The organism is Actinoplanes oryzae, from assembly GCF_030757795.1.
Classification (GTDB): domain Bacteria; phylum Actinomycetota; class Actinomycetes; order Mycobacteriales; family Micromonosporaceae; genus Actinoplanes.
Window position 1 is genome coordinate 1 of sequence record NZ_JAUQWH010000064.1, and the last position, 24,189, is coordinate 24,189.

The window sequence follows — 24,189 nt, forward strand, 5'->3', positions numbered from 1 at the left end:
TTGAGCACCGGTGGGCACACCGGCTGGTGCACGCGACCCGCCGCTATGCCGGCGTCCGGGTGTTCGGCATCGAAATGGACCAAGAGGTCTACCTCGAGCCACTGACACTCGACGCCGAGATCGCTGCCTATTGGCTCGATCCCGGACGAGCCGTCCGGGAATTGCTCGCAGCGCTCGCCCGGCACTATCCGCTCGACCCCTCGGTGCAGCCGGTGGACGAGTCCGTGGTCCGCGCCGAGGCCGCATACCGCAATCTGTTGCTGAACGCGTGCAACATCATTCCTCTGACCAGCCTGCCCCCGGATCGGCGGCTCGCCACTCGCCAGCTGACGCTGCGGACGCTGTACGCACCGCTCAAGGTCAGCGTGGAGCGGGAGGCCGGAGATGCCGCCGATACGGACCTGCTGGATTCCATCGAGCGACGAAGATTCCACTCAAGCGGCGCCCTGCCGCGAGGCGAGACCGGCGAGCACGTCCTATCCAAGTCCGCACCTGTGGGCGACCATCATCGACGGACTGTCACCGTCGAGCCCGGTGTGCGCTTGCAGACGTCCCGGAGAATGGTCATCCTCGGCGATCCTGGGGCGGGCAAGTCCACGTTGCTGCGCTGGATGGCCACCGCATACCTTCTGCGGCTGCGGGGGGATCCGGACTGGTCACAGCTGCCGGCGGTGGACACGTTGCCCGAGGAGGACCTCCTTCCGGTTCTCCTTCGCTGCCGGGATCTCGGTGGCGAGCAACTCAGCGGGTCATTGGTGGACATGCTGGCCCACGTCTTGCGCCGGGCGGAGCTGCCCGACGACCAGGTCGAAGCATTGCAGTCCAGCCTGCAGCGGCGTTTGACGGAGGGCACAGCGCTATTGCTCGTCGACGGCCTCGACGAGATCGCCGACGCTCCCACCCGCGCTCGCGTCTGTGAACAGTTCGAACGTGTTCATCTCGCGTATCCGGCAGCGCCGATAATCGTGACCAGCAGAATCGTCGGGTACCGCGAGATGGGCTATCGGATCGGTCACGGCTTCGAGCACGTCACGCTCGCCGAACTCGACCGGACGGACAAGGACGATTTCATCCGCCGCTGGTGCGCCGTGACCGTGCCGCCGAGCCAGCAGCTCGAGGTGGCAGACGAGATCATCAAAGACATCCACGGCACCGAACGCATCGAACGCCTTACCGGAAATCCCATGCTGCTGACCACGATGGCGTTGGTCAAGCGCACTGTGGGAAAGCTGCCCGAGCACCGTGCCGACCTCTACCGCGCGGCGATCGGAGTGCTGCTGAACTGGCGACCCGAAGTGAACAGCCCGGTGGAGTACCGGGAGGCGGTCCCCCAACTCGGGTACATGGCCTGCGACATGTCGCTCCGCGGGGTCCAGCAGATCGGGGACGACGATCTGATCACCCTGCTGAAGAGCATGCGTGTCGAATACGGTGGCCGCCTCCATGCGATCATGCGCCACACACCGGAGGAATTCGTCCGGCTCATGGAGAACCGCACGGGTCTGCTCAACGAGGCCGGCCGGGTCGACGACGTTCCCGTCTACGAATTTCGCCACCTCACGTTCCAGGAGTACCTGACCGCGCTGGCTCTCGTCGAACGCCGATTTCCCGGGCGGCATCCCCACCGCGCGCTGGCCGACGACATCGCCCGCCTTGCGGCCCGGTTGGACACTCCTGTGGCCACCGACACGTCCGCCGACAGATCCTGGCAGGAGGCGGTCCGGCTCGTCGTGACCATGTGTGGTGATGACGATGTGGACCCCGTCTTGCAGGCAATACTCGGTCCGGGCGATCGAGACCCGCAGGTGGCGACCCCACGCACAGTACTCGCCGCCCGGTGCCTCCAGGACGAGCCGCACGCGGGACCGACCCTGGTGCGGACCCTTCTTCAGCGTCTTGTTCAGGCTCTCCCCGCAGAGGGTCTCGACTTGGACATCCACGACGCAGTACGGTCGCTCGCCGAATCCAGGTGGTCGAGCGCCCTCATCTCCCAGCTGCTGGCCGAGCTCGAAGCTCGGGGCGCGAACGCCTCTCCCGACCTCGTCGCGCTCCTCGGCGATGTCATCAGCCGCTCCGCCCCCACGAAAGCCGCCGAACGGGAGCCGTGGGAGAAGGCACGTGTCGACGATCTGGCAGCCGAAGACCGGGGAACCGTACTTAAAGCAGTGCTGGTGGTCGGGCACGGCGGGTTCGGAGACGATCGAGCCGCAAAGCGACTGCTCCGCCTGCTGAGACACCCCGACGACATGGTCGCCGGCGCGGCCGCGTGGGCTCTGGGCAGGTTGGGAGAAGAGGACGAGACTTGCGCCTGGCGGCTCACCGACGATCAGGCCGATGCCGTTCGCCGGACGGTGGACCCGGCGGTCGCGCCTCCGCCGAGGCTGGTGCAGCTCGCTCAGGTTCTCCCTCCGCAGCGCTGGCCCGAGGCAATCGAGCCTCTCACGCGGGCCACACGCGACTCCAGCCCATCGGTACGCGGGGCTGCCGTTCGTCATCTGGGCACCACTCGACGGCTTTCGGTGATCCCCGCCGTCGCGGCCCGGCTCCAGGACGAAGTCCCCTCGGTCCGCGTTGCTGCGGCGCATGCCCTCGGAACACTGCGCTTCGACGGCGCAGTGCCACTGCTGCTGAGCAGCCTGAGCGACGAGTCACCAGACATGCGGCGTGCAGCGGCCGCAGCTCTCGGTCGCATCGGTGACTCGCGGGCTGTGCCCGCTTTGATCACGGCCCTTCGTGACGACGCCGGAAAGACTGGCGATCATTACGCCGTAGCGCTGGGCAATCTCGGCGACGAGCGAGCAACCGTTCCCGTCCTCGACCGGTTGAAGGCACCTGCCCAGGACCCGACGTGGCAATCGCTCATCGCCCTGGGCCGTCTTGGAGCAGCCGACGCCCTGAGCTATCTGGTCGACCGTCTGGTCAATGACCCACAAAAGCTCGACTTCTGGCTGGGCTGGGCGCTGCGCGAGATCGGCGACACACGCTTCTACGAGCAGATCTCCACCTCGGGCTCCACCAAGATACTGCCCACGCTCGGTCGGCTCGGTGGGAGTCTACCGTGGGACCAAGTTCAGACTGCGCTCCGCGACAGTGACCCCGAGCGCCGCGAGGACGCGCTCCTCGCGCTCGAACAGATCGGCGGTGACCCGGCCGCCCAGGCCATCGCTGATGCAGCCTCGGACGAGGTCGCGTCCGTCCGGCGCGTTGCCGCCAAGGCGCTTGACGGTATTGATGACCGCCGACTGCTTACGCCGTTGCTCGCGCTGCTCGAAGACCCCGACGTATCTGTCCGGCTCGCCGCGATCGCAGCGCTCGGAGCGTTTCCGGACCATACCGTCTTCGCGTTCCTCGCCCCTCTTGCACAGGAGCAGGATGCGCGCTTACGAATCGCGGTCGCTCGAGCCTTCAACAGCCACTTCGACCCCCGCCCCGTGAAGCTGCTGGTGGAGGCGCTGTCCGATCCGGTCGCCGAAGTACGTGAGCAAGCGGCTCGTTCTCTCGGAAGCCAGGGGAATCGAGGGCCGATCAAGCGGCTCCATGCCTCGCTCGACGATCCCGACCCCGACGTCCGGTCGACGGCTGCGGGAGCACTCGGCCAGCTCGGTGCCCGCTCATCGGCTCACCGCATCGTCGGCATGTTGTCATCGGACCACGCCGGGGAGCGGGTGTGGGCCGCGTACTCTCTCGGCGAACTGAGCGCCGCGGCAGCAGCTCCAGCCCTCATTGCAGCCCTCACGGATCCTTTCGCCCGGGTACGCGAGTGGGCCGCATCCGCACTCGGCTACATCGGCGGTGAATCGGTGATCGATGCGCTGCTCGGCCGGCTCGACGACACCAACACAGACGCCCGCATCGCCGTCTATTCAGCACTGGCCCGGCTGAATGATCCGCGGGCCGGCGAGCCAGTCCTGGCAGGCCTGACCGATCCTCATCCTCGGGTGCGCGAAGCCGCCGCCGACGCGATCGGGCGGCTCGGCCTGACGGCGAATGCTGTCGACATTCAGCCCTACCTGGAGGATCGGCACTGGCGGGTACGCAGCGCGGTCTGCTGGTCGCTGGGCATGCTGGACGCCGCTGACGCGTTTCCTTCCTTACTGACCGGCATCACGGATCCGCATCCGTCCGTGCAGAGGGCCGCAATCTGGGCCTTGGGCCTGCTGGGCAACAGCGTCGCTCTCGACCCGCTCGAACCTCTGGCCTCCCATCCGATCGCCCAAGTCCGCGCCAACGCCCTGGCGGCCCTGGCCCGGATAGCACCGGACTCCACCCGAACGCTGGTGCTGGCTGGGCTCCGCAATGATCCTCATCCGTCAGTCCGACGGGCGGCCGCGTGGGCACTTCGACTTCACCCGGACGCCGACTATGTCTCCACCCTGATCGAGCGGCTGGATGACGTGCACCAAGACGTACGTGGCGCTGCGGCTCTCGCCCTCGGCGGCTCGGGCGACGCCACAGCGGCCGCCAAGCTTCGTCAGAGTCTTGACGACCCTTCGTTGTGGGTCCGTGGCCGCGTTGTCAACGCCCTCGCACAACTGCATGACCGCTCGGCCGCGGAACCGATCGGTCAACTAGCGACGCACCTCGATCCATGGCTGTCCGCTCGTGCCTGCTGGGCGCTGGGCAAATTAGGGAACCCTCGACCACTCCTGGCACTACGCACGCGCATGACCACTGTTGCGGGCAGTGATCGCCGCGACGTCGTGGCCGTGCTGGGACACTACGGCGACGCCTATGCTCGCCGGCTGATCCGCGAAGGTCTTCGTCACTCGGCCGCCGTGCGCCGTCGCTCGTGGCTCGACTCAGTCGCATGGACGTGCTCTGATCTCGTGGACAGGGCTCTGCTTACCCGAGATGGTGACGGTGACCTGCCGTTCATCGATCCCGCCGTACCCATCGATGAGCGACGTGTTGCTCTGCTGGCCCGACGGTTGCACCGGTCCGTGGAGGAAGTCAGCAGCAGGTACGGCGTGCTCGCCCGCGAGATCCCCCTGCGTCTGTCGTGACCCGCGGGGCGACAGCATCGTGTCGTCCACAGGCTGCGCCGAGGCGCGCTTCGGCACCACGCTGTGCGGCTGGTCAGGCAGCGCCGGGGCGGCGGGCGGGCGATGGCTCGGCGAGGACGACCATGTCAATCCCGGCGTATTTCCGAAGGCGCTCGACCCCGGCGACGGCCAGACCGTCCATGGCGTTGTCGGCGCGGCTGTCCGCCCGGACGTTGCTCGGGCCGTAGCCGTTCGGCCGCCGGCACTTCTTACGAAACCGTAAGATAGAACGTTCTGTATTGACCGCCGGGTGCGGGCCCTTCGACGATGGTCGGGCACGGATGATCACTCCACGAAGGGCCACCATGACGCTGCAACGCCTCTACTTCATCCGCTTCGGCTTCGCGCTCGGCTGGGCGGCCCTGATCACCACGGTCGGCTCGGAGGACATCGACGCCCTCACCGTCGCGCTGCTGGTGATCTATCCGGCGTTCGACGTGGCCGCGGCGATCGTCGACGCGCGGACCGCCCGGAGCACCACCCGGGCCGGCCTCGTCACCAACATCGCCGTGAGTACGCTGGCCGCCGCCGGGCTGGCCGTCGCGAGCGCGCGTCCGGCGTTCCCGCGGTCCTGCGGGTCTGGGGAGTCTGGGGAGTCTGGGCCATCGTCGCCGGTCTCATCCAGCTCGCCGTCGCCGTGCTCCGCTACAAGCTGGGCGGGCAGTGGCCGCTGATCCTCAGCGGCGGACTCTCCGTCTTCGTCGGCTCACGGTTCATCATGCAGGCCGCGGACTCACCCCTGAACCGGCCCGCCGGCTACGCCCTGGCCGGCGGCGTCTTCTTCCTCGTCTCCGCCGTGCGCCTCACCCTCAGGAGGCGCAAGGCCGCGGAAGCCGCCGCCGGCCGCTGATCAGGCGGCGCCGTGGCGCAGGGAGGAGGGCTCGGCGAGGTCGGCCATGTCGATGCCGGCCTGGTGCAGGAGGCGCTCGACCGTGGCGATGGCCAGGCCGTCGATGGTGTTGTCGCCGTGGATCAGCCGGTAGAAGCGGTCGCGCCCGCGCCGGACGGCTTCGACGCGCCAGCGGCCGTCCGGGGTTTCCAGGGCGCCCTCGACGGTGCCCTGGGACGGCGGCGGGACGGGGGCGGGGGTGCGGCTGGCGGCGCGGGCGGGCTGGTCGGTGCGCAGGCCGCGCCAGACGGGGTGGCGCAGGCGGCCTTCGGGGGTCCAGGTGCGGAAGGCGACCTCGCCGATGAGGACCGGTTCGACCCAGTGGGCGCGGCGGGCGTGCTCGCGCGGGACGCCGGGGATCGGCGGGGTGGTGCGGGCCAGGGGTTCCAGGCGGTTGTGCAGGGCGCGCAGGTCGGCGTCGCTGAAGCCGGTGCCGACGTGGCCGGCGAAGGCTAGCCGGTCGGTCTCGTCGAAGACGCCGAGGAGCAGGGAGCCGATGGTCCCGGCGCGTCGCCCGGCGCCGGCTTTCCAGCCCACGACCAGCACTTCCTGGGTACGCACGAGCGGCGTCTTGGTCCAGTCCGCCGACCGCTTCCCGGGCCGGTAGGGGGCGTCGCGCCGCTTGGCGACGACGCCCTCCATGCCCGCCAGTTCCGCCACTTCGAGCACCCGGTCACCGGTCAGCGGCCGGGTGGTCCGCACGGCCGTCCCGTACAGGCCCAGCCCCTCGAGGATCGCCCGCCGCTCGGACCACGGCGACGCGAGGACCGGGGAGCCGTCGAGGTGCAGCACGTCGAACACGTAGTAGACGACCGGGACCGACTCCACCAGCGCCGGCGCGGGCAGGGCGACGTGCATGCGCTGCTGCAGACGGGAGAAGCTGGGCCGCTCGCCGGGCTCGAGCGCGACGATCTCCCCGTCGAGCACGGCGGGCCGGCCGCCGAGCAGCGTGGCGAGCTCGGCCAGCTCGGGGTACGTACCCGTGACGGTGTTGTTGTTGCGCGACAGCACCCGCACGCCGGCGCCGCCCAGGTAGCTGATCGCGCGGACGCCGTCGTACTTGAACTCGTACGCCCAGCCGTCCCCGGCGGGCACCGGGCCGCCGGCGGCGAGCATCGGCGGGATCAGCTCGGGCACCTCCACCCTCCCAGTGACCCTCACCGAGGGCACCGGGTCAACCGGAACGACGAAGATCACCAAACCACACCGGTGTGATTCGATCAGGCGGCCGGCAGGGTCACCGTCACCGTGGTGCCCTCGCCCGGGGCGCTGCGCACGGCCACGGTGCCGCCGTGCTGCTCGACGATCTCGCGGACGATGCTCAGGCCGAGGCCGGCGCCCTGGATCTCCGTACGCTCGGCCTCGCTGCCCCGGCGGAACGGCTGGAACATGCGCGCCGCCTCGCCGGGCGCGAGGCCGATGCCGGTGTCGGCCACCTCGACGACCGTGTCCGCGCCCGCCGCCCGGACCCGTACCGTGATGGTGCCCTGCGGGGTGAACTTGACGGCGTTGAGCATCAGCCGGTCCAGGGCCTGGCGCAGGCGGCGGCCGTCGGCGTACGCGTAGAGCGGCGCGCCCGCGTCCACGACGACGCGCAGGCCCTGGGCCTCCGCCAGCACCCGGTTGCCGGCCGCCACCTCGCGGGCCAGCGTGCCCAGGTCCGTGGCGCAGCGGTCCAGGCGGACCGAGCGGGCGCCCAGCTCGGCGGCGAGCAGCATGTCGTCGACCAGGCTGGTGAGCCGGTCGGAGTTGCGCCGGATCCGGTCCAGGAACGTCGCCGCGGTGGCCGGCGGCAGCCCGTCCTCCAGCGCCTCCAGGTAGCCGTTGATCGAGGTCAGGGGCGTGCGCAGCTCGTGGTTGACCCGGGCGATGAACTCGTCCTTGACCCGGTCGGCGGCGCGCAGCCGGTCGTTGGCCGCGTCGACGCCGCGGGCGTACTGGCGCAGCTCGAGCTGGCCCACGACGTGCCGGGCGAGGGTGCGCAGGCCCTGGCTCTGCGCGGGGGTGAGCAGGCGCGGCTGCCGGTCGATCACGCACAGGCTGCCCAGCGGCTGCCCACCGGGCGACACCAGCGGCGCCCCGGCGTAGAACCGGACATGCGGCGCGCCGAGCACCAGCGGGCTCGTGGCGAAGCGCGGGTCGGCGAGCGCGTCGGGGACCTGCATGACGTCGTCGCCGCGCATCGCGTACGTGCAGAAGGAGCCCTCGCGGGAGGTCTCGCACACGTCGAGCCCGACCCGGGCCTTGAACCACTGCCGGTCGCTGTCGACCAGGCTCACCAGCGCGATCGGGGCGTCGCACAGTTGCGCCGCGAGCTCGGCGATGTCGTCGAAGTCCGCCTCGCGGGGCGTGTCGAGCACGTCGTACGCGTGCAGGGCCGCGAGGCGCTCGGGCTCCCGGCGTTCCAAGACTTCCAGCATCAGCGGCGATCCTTCGCAGGCTTGCGGCGCAATCCGTTGCACCTGGCTTCCCGATCAGCACCCTCTTCGGCGCCGCCGCCCGGGCGCTGAACGCCAATCAGGTGCGAAGGAGGTGCAGCCGATCAGGCCGCCACGGCCACTCGCGGGGCGTACGGCTGGCCCGCGCGGTGGTGGCGGCGGCACAGCACGACGTAGCCGACGTCCGCGTCCGTGTCGCCCACGACGACCGTGTCGCCGTCGCGGACCATCTCGCCGCCGCTGACCCGGGCGTTCATCCGGGCCTGCTGGCCGCACCAGCACATGGGGTAGACCTGCAGCGACTCCACCACGTCCGCGAGCACCACCAGGCGGGCGGAGCCGTCGAACTGGCAGCCGCGGAAGTCCGACAGCAGGCCGAAGGTGAAGACGTCGATGTCGTGGTCGTCGACCAGGGTGGCCAGCTGGTCGACCTGCGCGACCGAGAGGAACTGGGCCTCGTCGACGATGACGTGGTCGACGCGCGGGCCCGGGGTGGTCAGCACCACGTCCGCGAGGTCGGTGGTCGCGCCGAACTCGAGCGCGTCCGCGGCCAGGCCGATGCGCGACGACACTATGCCGGCGCCGGCCCGGTCGAGGCGGGTCATCAGCAGGCCCGTCCGGCCGCAGGCGGCGTACGTGTGCCGGTACTGCAGCACCATCGTGCTCTTGCCGCTGTTCATCGCCGCGTACCGGAAGTGCAGTTGAGCCACGCGTCTTGCCTCCCCGAAATGGTGCCCGGAGGATCCTATCTATTCAAAATCGTCGCTCACCTCCAGGTCCGTGCCGCCCGAGGTCGTGACCTGCACCTCGTACGTGTCGCCGGTCGCGTCCCGCCCGCCGGCGGCGGTCCGGTAGCGGGCGCTGAAGGTGTACGTGCCCGGCGGGACCGAGTCCGCGGGCGACATCACGAACCGGTACACCAGGGCGTCGTCCCGCTCGGTGACCGTGGTCGTGACGCTGGCCCCGGGCACCCGGTGGCTGCCGCTGCGGGCGGTCAGCCCCGCGGTGCGCCTGAGCCGGACGGTGACCACGAGCGCGTCCAGCCGCGCGGAGGTCTTGACGGTGATGACGCTGGAGCCCTTGACCACCGATCCGTCCGTCCACAGGGGGCGGGTCTGTGAGGGTTCCGGTGTCGCCGGGGTCGTCACGACGGGCGGCAGGACGGGCTCGAGGTCGGTCTCCTGGTTGCCCGCGAAGGACCACTGTGCCAGCCCGCCCCCGCCGAGCAGGGCCGTCACGGCCACCGCGGCCCCGGCCGCCCGCATCCGGGCGGAGGAGCGCCGCAGCACCGGCTCGTCGCGCAGGGCCGTACGGGTGAAGCGGTCGAGCATCGCCTCCCGGTCGGGCACGTGCGCCGCCGCCAGGGCCCGCAACGCGCGGCGCACCTCGTCCTCGGCCAGTCTCACCGGGCCGCCTCCCAGCCGTCGAGCTCGACGCCGCCGCCGAGCAGGTCGGCCAGCTGCTTCGCCCCGCGCGAGGTCGCGCTCTTCACGGCGCCGACGGAGATGCCGAGGATGCCCGCCACCTCCTTCTCGGAGAGGTCGAACGCGTACCGCAGCACCACGCAGGCCCGCCGCCGGTGCGGAAGGCGCCGCAGCGCGCTGCGCACGTCGAGCACCGCGGGCACGTCGGACTCGGGCGCACGCCGGAACGGCTCCAGCATCCACAGCCGCTCGCGGCTCTGCCGCCGGACCCACTGCCGGGCGAGATTCATCACGATCCCCCGGCCGTACGCCCCCGGGCTGCCGGCCGCCGCAACCCGGTCCCAGTGCCGCCACACCTCGGCGAGCGCGTCCGCGGCGAGGTCGTCGGCGGCCGAGGCGTCCCCGGTCATCAGGTACGCCAGCCGGGAGAACGCGGCATGGTGGCGCTCGAAGTAGGCCGCGAACGCGTCGTCGCGCATCGGCACCCCTTCGCTCGGGACCTCCGTCGGGGCAGCGGCGACCCTGCGCGTCTGTGTGGCGTTCACAGCCCCTTAGTGGTCCGCCACCACCCGAAGGTTGTCTCAATGACCGAAGTCACACTAGGCGCTGATCCCATTGCCCGCCGAATAGCGCTCCGCGGCGTACGCCTCGGGCAGCACCTTGGGCCCCTCCCGGTGCAGCAGCGCGTCGCGCACGTTCTTCTGCACGGCGACCGCGGCGAAGAGCGTCAGGGCGAACGACAGCCCGTAGAACCCCTTCTCGCTGAGCGTCATGCCGCTGTTGACCAGCCCGACCGCGAGCATGACCAGCGACAGCGCCACCACGCCCCACGACAGGCCCTGATAGAGCGCCGAGACGGGCAGGCCCTCGGCCCGGTCCCGCACCGACTTCTGCAACGACACCGCCGAGTACGCCCCGAGCACCAGCACCGCGGCGTAGAAGCCCTTCTCGCTCGCGGTCATCCCGGCGTTCCAGAGTCCGACGACGAACGTGACGACCCCGAGCAGCAGGGCCGCCCAGGACGCGCCGACGAAGGCGGGGGTGGGCTTGCTCATGACGCTGCTCCTTCGTTGGCGCCACTCTTTCCCGGCGCGACCTGGTGGGGTGCGACCAGCCTCGCCGACCGCTGCCCGCCGCTCCTGAGTAGCAGTACTCAACCGGGGTAGCGTCGTAGCCGTGCGTGACCTGCTCCCCGCCCTCGTCGTCGCCCCGATGGCCGGCGGCCCCTCCACCCCGGCCCTGGTCACCGCCGCCGCCCGGGCCGGAGCGCTGGGCTTCCTGGCCGCCGGCTACCGGACACCCGAGGCCGTCGAGTCGTCGCTGCGGGCCGTCGGCGGCATCCCGTACGGGCTCAACATCTTCGCTCCCACGCCGCCGGCCGCCCCCGGGCCGATCGAGCGCTACCGCGAGGTGCTGCGGCCCGAGGCCCAGCGGTACGACATCGACCTCCCGCCGCTGCGCCTGTCCGACGACGATCACTATGCGGCGAAGATCGACCTGGCGGCGGCGTACGGGGTGCCCGTGGTCAGCTTCACCTTCGGCGTCCCGGACCGGGCGGTCGTCGCCCGGCTGCGCTCGGTGGGCTGCCGGATCCTGATCACCGTGACCTCGGCTGCCGAGGCCGCCCGGGCCGTCGCCGTGGAACCGGACGGCCTGATCGCCCAGGGCGGCACGGCCGGCGGTCATGCGGCAACCTTCGACGCGGCCGGCTACCGCGGGGAGACGACGGCGGCGTCGGTGCTGGCGGCCGTACGCAAGGTGACTGATCTCCCCGTCATCGCCGCCGGCGGAACGGGTACCGCCGCCGACGTGGCAGCCCTGCTCGACGCCGGCGCGTTCGCGGTGCAGGCGGGAACGGCGTTCCTGCTGGCCGACGAGGCGGGCACCCGCCCGGCCCACCGCGCCGCCATGCTCGCCGGCGCCACCCAAGAGACCGTGATCACACGCGCCTTCACCGGCCGGCCCGCCCGAGCCCTGCGCAACCGCTTCACGGAAACCTATTCAGCGCTCGCCCCCGTCGGCTACCCCGCCGTCCACCACCTGACCGCCCCCATCCGAGCCGCCGCAGCCGCCCGCAACGACCCCGGCGCCCTCAACCTCTGGGCAGGCACCGGCTTCCCCACGGCCCGACCCGAACCACTCGCCGACGTGGTCGCCCGCCTCCGCCTGGAGTAGTCGCTCCAGGCAACGCAGCGCCACAACCCGTAACGCCCCCTTGGCGGGCCGCCCCACCAGTGCGCCACCCGGCACCGGCTACCGCAAGCCGGCGGCATCCCGCACCTGGCGAGCGCAGGCACCGGTCAGTCCGGGACTTCGGTCAGCACGAGTCGCAGTGCGCCGACCGCGTCTGTCTCGTCGCAGGTTCGGCCGGAGCCGGTGGTCACGATGTATCGGCCGGGCGTCTTCGTGGGGGCGACCGCGGGATGGGCCCCGGTGTAGGGCCAAGTGGAGGTAGTGCTGAAACGCAGTGTTCCGTGGCTGGTGTATGGCCTCAGCCGACGCAGCCGGGGTTCATGAAAGGCCAACGCAACAAAAGGTTGCAGTCGTGCCGCTACCGGATCGGCGCGGTGGTTCTCATGCAGGTGCAGCCAACTGGCCTCACGCTGATCGCCACACTCCCGCGCTTTCGCCAGGGCGACGGATCCGAGGAAAGACCAGGCTGTCGCCATCGCCGGCGGTCGTGCCCCCGACAGCCACGCCAGCGCCGCGTCGGCCGCGATTGCCAAATCCGGTGCGTGGCCGCCGAGCACGACTCTCTGCTCGGTGCGCAGACCGAGGGTGAACTTGCGTTCCCACGCGCTGAGGATCACGTACGCGCTTCGTTGGTCATTGTCGACGGTCGCCGTCCGCGGATTCGCCGGCTCCCGCGGACGAGCCTGAAACAGCGACCCGCGCCGGACAAATTCGGCCTGCCAGGCATCGTGTGCAGCACCGACGGCAACAACGTCCGGGTACCAGCGCGCTGCCGCGCCCCACGACTCCGGATCGCCCATCGCTCCATCATCCACCGGCGCGACATAACCAGCCCGCGGGCGGGCCGATCCCGTCCTGCACGCAGCCACGAGCCTACGCCCGCCGACGATCTGACCGTGACTATGCGTAGCTTGGATCGCGGCAGGTGAGTGCGCGCTCGGTGCCATTGCGGGCTGGTAGGCGCCAGTCAAATGCTCCTTGCCGGGTACGGGTGTCGCGCGGCTCCGCCGGCGCGGAGAGCCGGGCGTGCTGCCCGCCAGCACGGCCAGCACCGTGCACGCGGCCGACCAGAGTCGGTGGGGCATGGGGGTCGCGTGTCCAAACGGGCCGGGGCATCCGGCGACGCGCCGGCAGCTAGCGTGGGCACATGCTGCTGAGCCTGGATGTCTCCGGTGACGGGGCCGAGTTCCGCGACCGGCCCGGCAAGGCGGGACGGATGACCGCGCTGCGGGTGGCGGGCGCGGACCTGCCGGCGCTGGCCGATCAGCTGGATCGGCGCCTCGGCCTGGCCGGCGGCGGGCTGACCAGCGGCGGGCTGGCCAGCAGTGGGCCGGCCGGCGGCGGGTCGATCGAGGAGCGGATCACCGAGGCGGTCCGGGAGATGGCGCGGCGCGGGTACATCCGGGAGACGTACCACAGCAATCTGCACTTCGTCGAGGATGCGTGCGTGCACTCCGGCGTCGGGTACGCGGAGCGCTGGTTCGACGGGCAGCGCTGGCAGGCGGCCCGGCGGCGGATGCCGGTGTTCCGCAGCGTCGAGGCCAACGGCTTTCTGCGGACGCTGACGGCTCTCACGCACGAGCTGCGTGACCCCTCGTTCGAGCTGATCGAGGAGTTCACCGATCCCGCGGTGGCGTACCCGGAAGATTTGCACACCCGATACGGCTCCCGGCTGAGCGTGTCCATGGCGGAGCTCGGCCGGATCGCCGGGCCCTTCGCGCGGGGCGAGCACCCCGAGGGCCTGGCCGTGGCGGTGGTCGATGCGTTGGTGGCGCGCGGGGAGCTGACCCCGCAACTGGCTCCCGGCGGCTGCGTCGAGCGCTTCGCGGGGTGGTGCGCCCAGGCGGGGGTACGGCCGCGGCGCGACGGCAGGGAACGCCGGCACCGGCTGGCGCGGGCGGGTGACCTGGTGCTGGAGGTGGGCTTCGACACGCGGACGTGGTTCGAGCCGCGGGTCACCTTCACCGAGGCCTACCGCCCCGGCGGGGACTGGTACGGCGGGACGCAGTACGAGGTCAGCGCGCCGCTGGACGCCGTACCCCGGCTGGTGGAGCAGTGGGGCGGACGGCTCGGACCGGTCGACGTGCCCGGACGGGACGACGACCGGCTGATCGGGTGTTTCGAGGCGCTGGTCGCGCGCGGGGAGCTGAGCACCGCCCTGCCCCGGCAGCGCAACCGCGAGGTCGTCGCCGAGTGGATGGCCGCCGCCGGGGTCGAGCCGCGGCGCCGGGGGTTCTCGCGCACCGAGCCGCTGCTGCGGGTGAGCCGCGCGTCGACCGATTCCTCGTACGCGCTGAGTCTGTTCCTCGATCCGGGCCCCCGTGGCGGCATAGTGTTCACCGAGCGGTACGAGTACTACCCGCGCCCGGGTGATGCCGGGCGGGAGTACTCGTACTCGGTGAGCACGCCGTACTCCTCGCTGCCGGCGCTGGTCGAGCATCTGGAGCAGGCACCGGGGCAGGGCGGCCCGGAGGACCGGCTGGTCGCGTGCTTCCGCGCCCGGACCGCCGCGGGTGAGCTGCACGCCGGGATGGGCCTGCGCGAGGCCCGCGACCTGGTGCAGCGCTGGTTCGCCGGGGCGGGGGTGCCGGCCCGGGCGGACGGCTCCAGCTGGATCAACAGCGACTGAGCGGGCGCGATCGTTTGGCGGCGGGCGCTCGGGGAATCCCGTCCGCATGCAGCCCATCGACACGACGACAATCGGCCAGGTCGAGCCCGGGATGACCGTGGTGGACCCGACGGGCCTCAAGGCGGGCGCCGTCACCGCGGTGCAGCAGCCCGGCACCACCGTGCGGCCGGACACCGCGGCGGGCATCGCGGAACGGCTGATGGCCGTCGGCTACGTGCGCATCGACGGCACGGGCGAGCTGGCCCACGACACGTACGCGTCGGCGGAGCAGATCTCCGCGGTCGCGCCCGGCACCGTCTCCCTGAGGGTGAGCCGCGACGAGCTGTTCCGCGCCGAGAGCTGAATGACCTAGTGCCGGAAGCGCGCCACCACCTCGCCCAGGTCGGCTGAGGTGCGCGTGAGCTGTGCCACCGTCGCCTGCGCCTGAGCGACCCCCTCGTCCGTCTCGCGCGCCGCCGAGGCCACGCCGGTGATGTTGCGGGCCACCTCGCCGGTCCCGGTCGCCGCCTCGGTGACGCTGCGGTTCATCTCGGCGGTCGTGGCGGTCTGCTGCTCGACCGCCGAGGCGATCGTGGTCTGGAAGTCGCTGATCCGCGAGATGACGCGGGTGATCTCCTCGATCGCCCCGACGGCCTCGCCGGTGTCGGCCTGGATGGCCTGCACCCGGCGGGAGATGTCCTCGGTGGCCTTGGCGGTCTCCTGGGCCAGGTCCTTGACCTCGCCGGCGACCACCGCGAAGCCCTTGCCCATCTCCCCCGCCCGGGCCGCCTCGATCGTCGCGTTGAGGGCGAGCAGGTTGGTCTGCTCGGCGATCGAGGTGATCACCTTGATGACGTTGCCGATCTCGGCCGAGGACTCCCCCAGCTTGTTCATCGTGGTGGCCGTCGTGGTCGACAGCTGCACCGCCTCGGTCGCCACATGGGCGGCCTCGGCCGCGTTCTGGGAGATCTCGCGGATGGCGGCGCCCATCTCCTCGGCGCCGGCGGACACCGTGTCGACGCTGCGGGAGATCTCCTCGGCGGCCGACGAGACGGCCTGCGCCTGCGCGGTGGTCCGGCCCGAGGCCGCGGCGATCGCCCCGGCGACGCCGGTCATCTGCTCGGACGCGCCGGACAGGGTGGCCGCCGAGCCGCCGATCGTGGCGACGGCGTCGCGCAGCTGGTGCACGGCCCGGTCGAGCGCCTGCGCCATGCGGCCCGGCTCGTCGCGGCTGGTCAGGCCCGCCGTCCGGGTGAGGTCGCCGTCGGCCAGGCCCTCGCACACGTGCTGGACGCGTTGCAGGGACCGGATGATGCTGCGGGCGATCAGGATGCCCAGGCCGAGGGCGGCGAGCGAGCCGAGGACCAGCACGGCGATCGACGTGGTGCGCCCGGTCACGTAGTCGGTGCGGGCCGCGGCGGCCGTGCCCGCGGCGTCGGCCTCCTCGGTGGCCTTCATCCGGTCCAGGTCGCCGGCGACCTCGGCCATCAGCGGCATGACCTGCTGGTCGCGGACGCCCTCCCACGCGGTCAGGTCGTTGCGGTCACCGGCCGGGAGCAGGCTGTTCTCGACGATGGTCCGATAGGCCGCGAAGTCGTCGGCCAGCTCGGCCAGCTCGGCGTCCGGGACCGCGGGACCGCTTTGCCGGTACGCCTCCAGCGCCGCGACGAGCGCCGTCACGTCCTCGGCGAAGGCCTCCCGGAAGGGCGCCTTGCCCGCCGCGTCGCGCGAGATCATGTGGTTCGCGGTGTCGAGGCGGGCCAGGACGAGCTTCTCCCGGATCTCGCCGAGGGCGGCGACGCTGGTCACGTTGTCGCGATAGATGGCCTCGGAGGCGGCGCTCGCCCGGGCCAGCGCCACGAGGCCGATGACCCCGATGGCGATGCCCACGACGACCGCCACGCCGATGGCGGCGACGATCTTGGTCCGTACGCTGAGGTTCGCGACGCGGGAGCGCATAAAACGACGATATGACCTGGTTACGGGAAGTTCGGGGCGAATCGAGACTGCCTGCGCCATGCAGTGATCGCTCAGCGGCCCTCGAGGACCCGCCGGATCCCGGCGAACATGCGGAAGACGTCCATCCGGGCGTCGAGGAAGCCGCGCCGATAGTCGGCGCCGGTCACCGGGTGCTCGGCGCGCGCGGCGTCCCGGCTGCCCTCGAGCGCGTCCGCTCGCCCGGCCCCGTACGCCAGCAATGCATCCTCCATCAGCACCTCCCCGCGATCTTTCCCGCGCGACACCCTCGCACGCGCCGACGGATCGCAGGCACCGGCCGATCGCCTGATCAGTGGTGGTACTGGTGGACGACCGCGTGCCCCTTGCCGCGGCCGATCAGCCAGCGGTTGACCGGCGTGGTGAGCACGAAGGCGACGGCCAGCGAGCCCGCGAGCGAGGCCCAGAACAGCACGCTGGTCAGCCCGGCGTCCAGCGCGCCCGGCACCGCGAGCACGACCGTGTTGTCGATCACCTCCATGACGGCGATGGAGACGGTGTCGGCGGCGAGCGCCACGCGCAGGGCGGACCGCACGTCCACCCCCGCGCGCAGCACGCCCCGCATGGTCAGCGCATAGCCGAAGGCGAAGGCGAGGACGATCGAGAGCACGACCGTCGCGGCGTTGTGCAGGCCGGCCGAGGTGCCGATGACCATGCCCAGCACCTCGCCGATCGCACATCCCGTGAGGCAGTGCAGGGTGGCGGAGATCGCCGTCCGCCACGAGGAGTCGTGGTCCATGTCAGGAAGCATACCCCCCGGGGGTACGCAGTCCATCGAAGAGAATCCCGGTGATCTGCCCAGCCTCCCGCTGCCAGCCCTCCGTCGCCCGGCCTCGACGCCGCGGACCGGGCCGCCCTGGCGGCGGGGGCCCGGCGGCTGACCCTCGGCGACGGGCGCAGCCGGGTCTACGCCAGTCCGGCGGGCCACCCCTTCTGCCTGCGGGCGGCCTGACCCCTCAGTACGCGTGGACGACCGCGGACATGTCCTCGCCCCCGTGGCCCGCGGCCGAGGCGGCGCCCACCCGGTCGATGACGGCCTCGACGAGCGTGGTGTCGGTGCCCGCCGCGCGCATGGCGTCGGCGATCAGGCGCTGGTCCTTGCCGACCCCGTCGAGCGCGAACGCCGGCGCGAAGTCGCCCGCGATCATCGCCTTGCCCTTGGCCTGCACGTACGGGGAGTCGACCGCGCCGCCCGCGACCGCCTCGAGGAACTGGGCCGGGTCGAGGCCGAGCCCGCGGGCCATCGCGACGGACTGGGCGACGCCGTTGACGACCACGCCGATCCACGCGTTGGCGACCAGCTTGAGCTTGCTCGCGTCGCCCGGCTCCTCGCTGACCCACTGCGTGCGCGCCCCGATCGCGTCGAACACGGGCGCGACCTTGTCCCGCAGCGCCGACGGGCCGGAGGCGAGCACGACGAGCTGCCCGTTCTCCGCCGGCTGCTTGGTGCCGAGGACGGGCGCGTCGAGGAACGCCACGCCGGCGTCGGCGGCCAGCGCGGCGAGCCGGGCGGCGCCCTCGACGCCGACGGTGCTGCTCTGCACCCAGACGGCGCCCGGCTTGAGGGAAGGCAGAGCGGCCGGCACCGTGGCGGCGACCGAGTCGGCGTCGTAGAGCATGGTGATCACCACGTCGGCACCGGCGACCGCCTCCGCCACGGTCGGGGCCACCGTGGCGCCGTCCGCGGCCAGCGGCGCGGCCTTGTCGGCGGAGCGGTTCCAGACCGTGACGGGCAGGCCCGCCCGCAGCAGGCTGTGGGTCATGCCGGTGCCCATGATGCCGGTGCCGAGCACCGCGACGGAGAGAGTCATGACCGTCATGATGCCCGCCGCCGCCCGGTTCGCACCTGGCGGTGCCGTCCGATGACCTTCGCCACAGCGGGGTGCCGGCTGCCGGCCAGGCCGAGGGCGACGAGCGCCGCCCCGGCGAGGATCACGAGCAGGCCACCGCCGGCGAGGGTCAGGACGTCGGCGCCGGTCAGCGGCAGCTTCGCGGCGTCCGTGCTGTCCGGGGCGCCGGTCACCGAGATCGTGATCGTGCCGGTCGACGTGTTGCCGTCGGCGTCGACCACGGTGTAGGTGAACGAGTCCGCGCCGACGTAGTCGTCGATCGGCGTGTAGGTCACCGTGCCGTCCTTGTTGACCTTGACGGCGCCGTGGCGGGGCTTGCTGACGCCCTTGAGGGTCAGCTTGTCGCCGTCGGCGTCGGTCGCCTTCTCCAGGACGTTCACCGTCGTCTTCGTGCTGCGCGGGATCTGCACGGCGTCGTCGCCGGCCTGCGGCGCGGCGGGCACCCGCACGTCCACGCTGCCGCGGGCCTCGTTGCCGTCCTTGTCGCGCACCACGTACTCGAAGGAGTCGCGGCCGGTGAAGCCCGGCCGGGGCGTGTAGGTGACCGTCCCGTCGTCGTTGAGCACCACGGTGCCGTGCGCGGGCTGGGTGACGCTGATCAGCTCGACCGGGCGGCCACCCTGGTCCGTCGTGGGCACCTTGACGTCGACGGGCTCGCCGGGTCCGGACTTGACTGCCTTGTCCGGTACGGCCGGCGCCGGCGCGACGGTGATCGTCACCGTGGTCGTGGCGGTGCCGCCGAAGCCGTCGCTGATCGTGTAGGTGAACGTGTCCTTGCCGGAGAACCCGGCCTCCGGCGTGTACGTCAGGTCGGCGGACACGGTGCCGTGCGCGGGCTGCGTACGGGAGACGACCGTCAGCTTGTCCCCGTTGGCGTCCGTGTCGTTGCGCAGCACGTCCACGGCGACCGGCCTCAGGTAGGGCGTGCCGGCCGCATCAGGTACGGCCACGGGTACCGCGTTCGCCACGTCGACGCTCACGAGCGCGGTGGACGGCTGCCCGTCCGAGTCGACGACGGTGTAACCGAAGCTCACCGTGCCCCGGAAGCCGGCCGGCGGCGTGTAGGTGACGGTCGTTCCGTCGGTCGTCACCGTGCCTTGGGCCGCCCCGGACGCGTCGAGCGGCGGGTAGACGGTCTTGACGGTCAGCTTGTCGGCGTCGCCGTTGGGGTCGGTGTCGTTGCCGAGCACGTCGATGACCACCGGGGTGCCGGCCTGCGCGACACCCTTGTCCCCGGCGGCCTGCGGCACGTCGTTGTCCACCACGACGGTGACGACCGCGGTGGCCGTACCCCCGTGTCCGTCACTCACCGTGTAGGTGAACGTGTCCGTGCCCCGCCAGGCGCCCGGCTGGTAGGTCACGACGCCGGGCGCGGTGATCTCGGCCGTGCCGTGGGCGGGCCTGGTGACCTTGACGACCTCGAGCGTCTGCCCGCCGGCGCCCACGTTGGCGTCGGTGTCGTTGAGCAGCACCGAGATGTCCACGGCCTGCCCGGGCCTCGTGCTGTAGCCGGCATCGGCCGTGGCCACGGGCGGCGCGTTGGCGACGGTCACCGACACGGTGGCCGCGCTCGTGCCGCCGGCCGCGTCGGTGACGGTGTAGGTGAACGAGTCCGGGCCGCAGTAGCCGGTCGCCGGGGCGTACACGATGGTGCCGTCCGGGTTGACGGCGATCGAGCCGTGTGCCGGCTGCGGACCGGCCGTCACGGTGAGCGTGTCGTTCTCGGCGTCGGTGTCGTTGGCGAGCACGTCGATCGCGACCGACTGGTTCGTCGGCGTGCTGCGCGGGCCGTCGTCGGCGGCCACGGGAGCGGCGTTGACGGTGACCGTGACGGTGCCGTTGGCGGTACCGCCGTTGCCGTCGCTGACGGTGTAGACGAACGTGTCCGTCCCGTGGAAGCCCGCCGCCGAGGTGTAGACGACAGCGTCACCGTCGCCGGTCACCGTGACCGTGCCGTGCGCACCTGCGGTCACATTGATCACCACGAGCTGGTCGCGGTTCGCGTCCGTGTCGTTGGCCAGCACGGTGACGCGCGTCGCGGTCCGCGGCTGCGCCCGCACGGCATCCGGTACGGCCACCGGCGGCGCGTTGAGCACGGTGATGCTGATGACCGCGGAGTCGTACCCGCCACGCCCGTCCGTGACCGTGTACGCGGCCGTGTCCGTCCCGTGGAACCCGGCGTCCGGCGTGTAGGTGACCGTGAGCCCGTCGGTCGACACGACGCCGTGCGCGCCCCCGGTGACGGCCGTGACCGTCAGCGGGTCGTTGCCGGCGTCGCTGTCGTTGAGCAGCACGGGGATGTCCACGGCGGTGTCGGTGGGCGTGGTCGCGGCGTCCGCCCCGGCGGCCGGCGGCGTGTTCTGCACGGTGATCGTGACGGTGGCGAGCGCGGTGCCGCCGTGCCCGTCACTGACCGTGTAGGTGAACGTGTCCACGCCCAGGAACGTGGGCGCCGGCGTGTAGACGAGCTGTGTCCCCGACCGCGTGACCGTGCCGCCCTGCGCGGCGGCCGCGTCGAAGGAGAGCACGGACAGGACGTCGTCCGGGTTCTCGTCGGTGTCGTTGAGCAGCACGGGGACGGTCACCGAGTGGCCGGCCTCGATCGTGCGGGCGTCACCGGCGGCCACGGGCACGGCGTTGCCGACCGTCACGGTGATCGACGACGTGGCCGTGCCGCCGTGGCCGTCGCCCACCGTGTAGGCGACCGTGTCCGTACCGGAGAAGCCCTGGTCCGGCGCGTAGCGCAGGGTGCCGTCGGGCTGCAGTGTGACCACCCCGTGCCCGGCGGGACCGGCCGAGGTGACGGTGAGGGTGTCGTTGTTCGGGTCGGTGTCGTTGGCCCGGGCATCAATGATCACGGCCTGGTGGTACGGCGTGGTCGCGGTGTCCGCCACGGCGGTCGGCGGCGCGTTCGCGACCGTCACGGTCAGGGTCGCCGTCGAGCTGCCGCCCTTGCCGTCGCTGATCGTGTAGGACAGCGTGACCACCCCGGAGAAGGTCGCCGGGGGCACATAGGTGACCGTCGAGCCGTCGGTGCTCGCGGTGCCGCGCTGGGTGCCGCCGCTGTCCCGGGGCACGCTGATGCCCGTGATCGACAGCGGGTCGTTGTTCGGGTCGGTGTCGTTGGCACGCACCGCGACGGTCACATTGGTCAGATACGGCGTGGTCGCGTTGTCGTTGACGGCCGTGGGAGCCTGGTTCGCCACGGTCACCGTGACGGTGCCGACGGAGGTGCCCCCGTCACCGTCGCTGATCGTGTACGTGAACGAGGCGCTGCCCCCGAACGAGCTCGACGGCGTGAAGGTCACCGTGCCGTCGTTGTTGTTGACGACCGCGCCCGTGGCGGCGCCCCCGGACGGCTGGGTGATCGACGTGACGGACAGCGTGTCGCCGTTGGGGTCGGTGTCGTTGGCGAGGACATTGATCGTGGCGGCGGTGCGGGCGGCCGTACCCGTGCTGTCCGCGACGGCCGTGGGGCCCGCATTGGCGACCGTGACGGTGAGCGTGCCCGTCGCCGTCCCTCCCCGCGGGTCCGCGACCGTGTAGGTGATCGTCTCGACACCCTTGAAACCGAGGTTCGGCGTGTACGTGATCGTGTTGTCACCGTTCACGACGGCGCCGCCGTGCGCCGGGGTGTTCACCGACTGCACGTGCAGCGCATCGCCGTCCGGGTCGGAGTCGTTGCTCAGCACCGTACGCGTGACAGCGGCACCGTTCGTGGTGCTGCCCGTGTCGGCGCCCGCCACCGGGGCGCGGTTGACCGCGAGGGCGATGGCGGCCGTGTTGTTGGCCGTGGCCGAGTCGGCGTACTTGCCGGAGACCGTGGCCGTGGCGGTCGCCGGGTCCGTGGCGGAGTTGCCCGCGACGGCGTCGATGTGGGTGGTGACCGTGGCGCCCGTGGCGATGGTGCCCAGGGCACAGGTGGCGACCTGGCCGGACACGGCACACGCACCGCCGGATGACGGTGTCACCCCGGCCGGCAGGGTCAGCGTGAGCACGGAGTTGAGCTGCGCGTCCGGGCCGTTGTTGATGACGGTCAGGTCGTAGCCGACCGGGTCCGGCGTGCCGTCCTTCTGCACGCGGGCCGGGGTGACCGTGCCGGTGACCGCCAGGTCGGTGGCCGCCGCCGTGACGGTGACCGTGCTGACGTTGCTCGCCTGGTTGACCGTCAGCGGCGGGTTGGAGCTCGCGCCCTTGGCGGACATGTTGGCGACGTTCGTGATGACGTAGCCGCCCGGCGTGTCCGGGTCGACGCGCACCTGGTACTTGATGACCGTCGAGGAGCCGATCGCCAGCGCGCCGCCGGCGGACGCGGTCGCCCCGGATCCCAGCCGGAAGGTCGCCGTGCCGGCCGAGAGATCGGCCTGGTCGTCGCCGGTGGCGTCGGTACGGGACGCGCCGTCGACCTGCAGCGAGCCGGGCACGTAGACCGTGCCGGCCGGGATCGCGTCGCTGACCAGCAGGTCCGTGGCGCCGTCGTTGCCCTCGTTCTTGACCGTGACCGTGTACTCGATCACGTCGCCGGGCTTCACCGAGCCGCCGTTGAGGTCGGTGGGCGTGACGACGGCGTCGATGTCGGGTGCGAACAGGTCGGTCGCCATCGTCACCACGCCCGGGTAGAACGTGTCCTGCGACGTCGACAGGTTCAGCGTGGCGCTGGTCTTGCCGTTGCCCAGGGCGGTCGTGGTCGTCACCTGGTCGATGTCGACGGCCATGAGGTTGGCGAAGCTCGGGTTGCGCGCGGTGTCGCGCACGCCGTCGTCGCTCACGCTGGAGTTGAAATAGTTGTTGGCCGGGTTCGACGCGTCGGACAGCGTGGTGCCGTCCAGCTTGAGGGCGTCGCCGGTGATGCCCAGGTCACCCTCGTAGGCGACCGTGCCGATCTTCGACTTGACCGTGCCCGTCGGCGGCGTCTGGAAGCCGCTCACCGTGATGTCGACGCTCGGCGTGGCGGGCGTGCCCGAGCTGTTGATGTAGCCGAAGCCGTCGAAGATCGTCAGGTTGCGGACCGGCTCCGCCGGGTTCCGGTACGCGATGACCAGCGCCCAGCCGGCGTAGCGCGAGTCGTTCTGGGTCGCCTGCACGTTCGCGACCGTGTAGACGCCGCTGCCCGCCCCGGCGACCCGGGACGTCACGTCGGCGAAGCCCTGGTAGAACTCGCGGCCCGTGATGGTCGCGCTGTCGACGCGGCTCGCGGTGATGTCGGCGTACGCGCCGCCGGGGACCTTGAACTTGACCTTGTCCTTGTCCGCCACGCTCGGCGTGGCGATCGGCACGGCCCCGCTGTTGGTGTTGGTGGCCGACTCGGTGTCGCCGCTCCAGTAGAGCCCGGCCCACAGCACGCTGCTCCCGGACGCCAGCGTCAGCGTGCTGCTGCTGGAGTTGAAGGTGCCCGAGTCGCCGTCGATGTCGACGTAGCGCATCTCGAAGTTGTCGTTGTTCGTGGTGGTCCCGTTGGACCCGTTCTGCGCGGCCGTGCATCCACTGGCCGTGGTGTCACACGTCAGCAGCGTGTTGCCGCGCAGCAGGATGCCGCCGTTGGTGTTCGTGCCGAACCGCATGCCGAACGCCGTCGTCACGTCCGCCTTCGCGTCCGGGCTGAACACCAGGGCCGTCCCGGCCAGGAGCAGCACAATGACGTACAGGGCGAGTTCCCGGTCCGCAGACCGGCGTGTCCGTCGTCGCTGCATCGTGTGTCCTGGCCCCAGCCGCTCGCATCCACCTCAGGGCAGATGGATCCCTGAGTTCTC

Annotated in this window: 18 protein-coding genes and 1 pseudogene; 7 read left to right on the plus strand and 12 right to left on the minus strand. The window is 71.6% G+C overall.

Features of this window, described 5'->3' with window-relative positions:
- Positions 1 to 26: 26 nt before the first annotated feature.
- From RBH18_RS21190 to RBH18_RS21200, 3 genes are all read left to right on the plus strand, one after another.
- Entirely contained in the window at positions 27 to 5,003 is a 4,977-nt protein-coding gene (locus RBH18_RS21190) for a HEAT repeat domain-containing protein (protein ID WP_306210414.1), read from the plus strand.
- Between the two features lie 344 nt (positions 5,004 to 5,347).
- A complete protein-coding gene (locus RBH18_RS21195) occupies positions 5,348 to 5,716 on the plus strand; it encodes a hypothetical protein (protein ID WP_306210416.1) in 369 nt (122 codons plus the stop codon).
- Positions 5,680 to 5,892, plus strand: a complete 213-nt coding sequence (locus RBH18_RS21200) for a hypothetical protein (RefSeq protein WP_306210419.1) — start codon at positions 5,680 to 5,682, stop codon at positions 5,890 to 5,892. The genes RBH18_RS21195 and RBH18_RS21200 overlap by 37 nt, the downstream gene beginning before the upstream one ends.
- On the opposite strand, the gene ligD is transcribed toward RBH18_RS21200, so the two are convergent.
- From ligD to yiaA, 6 genes are all read right to left on the minus strand, one after another.
- Positions 5,893 to 7,092: a non-homologous end-joining DNA ligase gene (ligD, locus tag RBH18_RS21205; RefSeq protein ID WP_306210421.1), complete on the minus strand. Its 1,200-nt coding sequence runs from the start codon at positions 7,090 to 7,092 to the stop codon at positions 5,893 to 5,895. It lies immediately after the preceding gene.
- A gap of 59 nt (positions 7,093 to 7,151) precedes the next feature.
- Positions 7,152 to 8,351 carry a GAF domain-containing sensor histidine kinase gene (locus RBH18_RS21210; RefSeq protein WP_306210424.1) on the minus strand — a complete coding sequence of 400 codons (1,200 nt, stop codon included), beginning with the start codon at positions 8,349 to 8,351 and terminating at the stop codon, positions 7,152 to 7,154.
- A gap of 122 nt (positions 8,352 to 8,473) precedes the next feature.
- Positions 8,474 to 9,079, minus strand: a complete 606-nt coding sequence (locus RBH18_RS21215) for a thymidine kinase (RefSeq protein ID WP_306210426.1) — start codon at positions 9,077 to 9,079, stop codon at positions 8,474 to 8,476.
- A gap of 39 nt (positions 9,080 to 9,118) precedes the next feature.
- The gene (locus RBH18_RS21220; protein WP_306210428.1) at positions 9,119 to 9,775 is read right to left on the minus strand and encodes a COG1361 family protein; all 657 of its coding nucleotides are present in this window, start codon (positions 9,773 to 9,775) and stop codon (positions 9,119 to 9,121) included.
- A complete protein-coding gene (locus RBH18_RS21225) occupies positions 9,772 to 10,272 on the minus strand; it encodes a SigE family RNA polymerase sigma factor (RefSeq protein ID WP_306210429.1) in 501 nt (166 codons plus the stop codon). Before RBH18_RS21225 ends, RBH18_RS21220 begins: the two co-directional genes overlap by 4 nt.
- 120 nt (positions 10,273 to 10,392) lie before the next feature.
- Positions 10,393 to 10,848 carry an inner membrane protein YiaA gene (yiaA, locus tag RBH18_RS21230; RefSeq protein WP_306210432.1) on the minus strand — a complete coding sequence of 152 codons (456 nt, stop codon included), beginning with the start codon at positions 10,846 to 10,848 and terminating at the stop codon, positions 10,393 to 10,395.
- Positions 10,849 to 10,969: 121 nt separating this feature from the next.
- Here yiaA and RBH18_RS21235 point away from each other — a divergent pair, with 121 nt between their 5' ends.
- Positions 10,970 to 11,968, plus strand: a complete 999-nt coding sequence (locus tag RBH18_RS21235) for a nitronate monooxygenase (RefSeq protein WP_306210434.1) — start codon at positions 10,970 to 10,972, stop codon at positions 11,966 to 11,968.
- 125 nt (positions 11,969 to 12,093) lie between these two features.
- Here the strand turns inward: RBH18_RS21235 and RBH18_RS21240 are convergent, their stop codons facing one another.
- The gene (locus RBH18_RS21240; protein ID WP_306210436.1) at positions 12,094 to 12,786 is read right to left on the minus strand and encodes a DUF6193 family natural product biosynthesis protein; all 693 of its coding nucleotides are present in this window, start codon (positions 12,784 to 12,786) and stop codon (positions 12,094 to 12,096) included.
- 347 nt (positions 12,787 to 13,133) lie between these two features.
- On the opposite strand from RBH18_RS21240, the gene RBH18_RS21245 reads away from it, so the two are divergent.
- Complete coding sequence (locus tag RBH18_RS21245; RefSeq protein ID WP_306210438.1) at positions 13,134 to 14,615, plus strand: hypothetical protein; 1,482 nt, start codon at positions 13,134 to 13,136, stop codon at positions 14,613 to 14,615.
- A gap of 46 nt (positions 14,616 to 14,661) precedes the next feature.
- Positions 14,662 to 14,958 carry a hypothetical protein gene (locus tag RBH18_RS21250; protein WP_306210440.1) on the plus strand — a complete coding sequence of 99 codons (297 nt, stop codon included), beginning with the start codon at positions 14,662 to 14,664 and terminating at the stop codon, positions 14,956 to 14,958.
- A gap of 5 nt (positions 14,959 to 14,963) precedes the next feature.
- Here RBH18_RS21250 and RBH18_RS21255 read toward each other — a convergent pair whose 3' ends face one another.
- The 3 genes from RBH18_RS21255 to RBH18_RS21265 form a co-directional block, all read right to left on the minus strand.
- Complete coding sequence (locus tag RBH18_RS21255) at positions 14,964 to 16,553, minus strand: methyl-accepting chemotaxis protein (RefSeq protein WP_306210442.1); 1,590 nt, start codon at positions 16,551 to 16,553, stop codon at positions 14,964 to 14,966.
- Positions 16,554 to 16,624: 71 nt separating this feature from the next.
- Positions 16,625 to 16,804, minus strand: coding sequence for a hypothetical protein (locus RBH18_RS21260; RefSeq protein WP_306210445.1), 180 nt, complete (start codon positions 16,802 to 16,804; stop codon positions 16,625 to 16,627).
- 77 nt (positions 16,805 to 16,881) lie between these two features.
- Entirely contained in the window at positions 16,882 to 17,328 is a 447-nt protein-coding gene (locus tag RBH18_RS21265) for a DUF4396 domain-containing protein (protein WP_306210447.1), read from the minus strand.
- Positions 17,329 to 17,433: 105 nt separating this feature from the next.
- Between RBH18_RS21265 and RBH18_RS21270 the strand changes: the two are divergent.
- Positions 17,434 to 17,541 (plus strand): annotated as a pseudogene (locus tag RBH18_RS21270) (VOC family protein); the annotation flags it as partial.
- A gap of 4 nt (positions 17,542 to 17,545) precedes the next feature.
- Here the strand turns inward: RBH18_RS21270 and RBH18_RS21275 are convergent.
- Both RBH18_RS21275 and RBH18_RS21280 read right to left on the minus strand, forming a co-directional pair.
- On the minus strand, positions 17,546 to 18,400 hold the full coding sequence (locus tag RBH18_RS21275; RefSeq protein WP_306210449.1) for an NAD(P)-dependent oxidoreductase: 855 nt from the start codon (positions 18,398 to 18,400) through the stop codon (positions 17,546 to 17,548).
- 5 nt (positions 18,401 to 18,405) lie between these two features.
- A complete protein-coding gene (locus RBH18_RS21280) occupies positions 18,406 to 24,129 on the minus strand; it encodes an Ig-like domain-containing protein (RefSeq protein ID WP_306210451.1) in 5,724 nt (1,907 codons plus the stop codon).
- Positions 24,130 to 24,189 lie beyond the last annotated feature (60 nt).

Excerpts from the sequence above, each read along its gene's own strand:
- RBH18_RS21195 (WP_306210416.1), top strand. The coding sequence starts at position 5,348 with ATGACGCTGCAACGCCTCTACTTCATCCGCTTCGGCTTCGCGCTCGGC.
- RBH18_RS21210 (WP_306210424.1), bottom strand. The coding sequence starts at position 8,351 with ATGCTGGAAGTCTTGGAACGCCGGGAGCCCGAGCGCCTCGCGGCCCTG.
- RBH18_RS21225 (WP_306210429.1), bottom strand. The coding sequence starts at position 10,272 with ATGCGCGACGACGCGTTCGCGGCCTACTTCGAGCGCCACCATGCCGCG.
- yiaA (WP_306210432.1), bottom strand. The coding sequence starts at position 10,848 with ATGAGCAAGCCCACCCCCGCCTTCGTCGGCGCGTCCTGGGCGGCCCTG.
- RBH18_RS21240 (WP_306210436.1), bottom strand. The coding sequence starts at position 12,786 with ATGGGCGATCCGGAGTCGTGGGGCGCGGCAGCGCGCTGGTACCCGGAC.
- RBH18_RS21245 (WP_306210438.1), top strand. The coding sequence starts at position 13,134 with ATGCTGCTGAGCCTGGATGTCTCCGGTGACGGGGCCGAGTTCCGCGAC.
- RBH18_RS21250 (WP_306210440.1), top strand. The coding sequence starts at position 14,662 with ATGCAGCCCATCGACACGACGACAATCGGCCAGGTCGAGCCCGGGATG.
- RBH18_RS21255 (WP_306210442.1), bottom strand. The coding sequence starts at position 16,553 with ATGCGCTCCCGCGTCGCGAACCTCAGCGTACGGACCAAGATCGTCGCC.
- RBH18_RS21260 (WP_306210445.1), bottom strand. The coding sequence starts at position 16,804 with ATGGAGGATGCATTGCTGGCGTACGGGGCCGGGCGAGCGGACGCGCTC.
- RBH18_RS21265 (WP_306210447.1), bottom strand. The coding sequence starts at position 17,328 with ATGGACCACGACTCCTCGTGGCGGACGGCGATCTCCGCCACCCTGCAC.
- RBH18_RS21275 (WP_306210449.1), bottom strand. The coding sequence starts at position 18,400 with ATGACTCTCTCCGTCGCGGTGCTCGGCACCGGCATCATGGGCACCGGC.
- RBH18_RS21280 (WP_306210451.1), bottom strand. The coding sequence starts at position 24,129 with ATGCAGCGACGACGGACACGCCGGTCTGCGGACCGGGAACTCGCCCTG.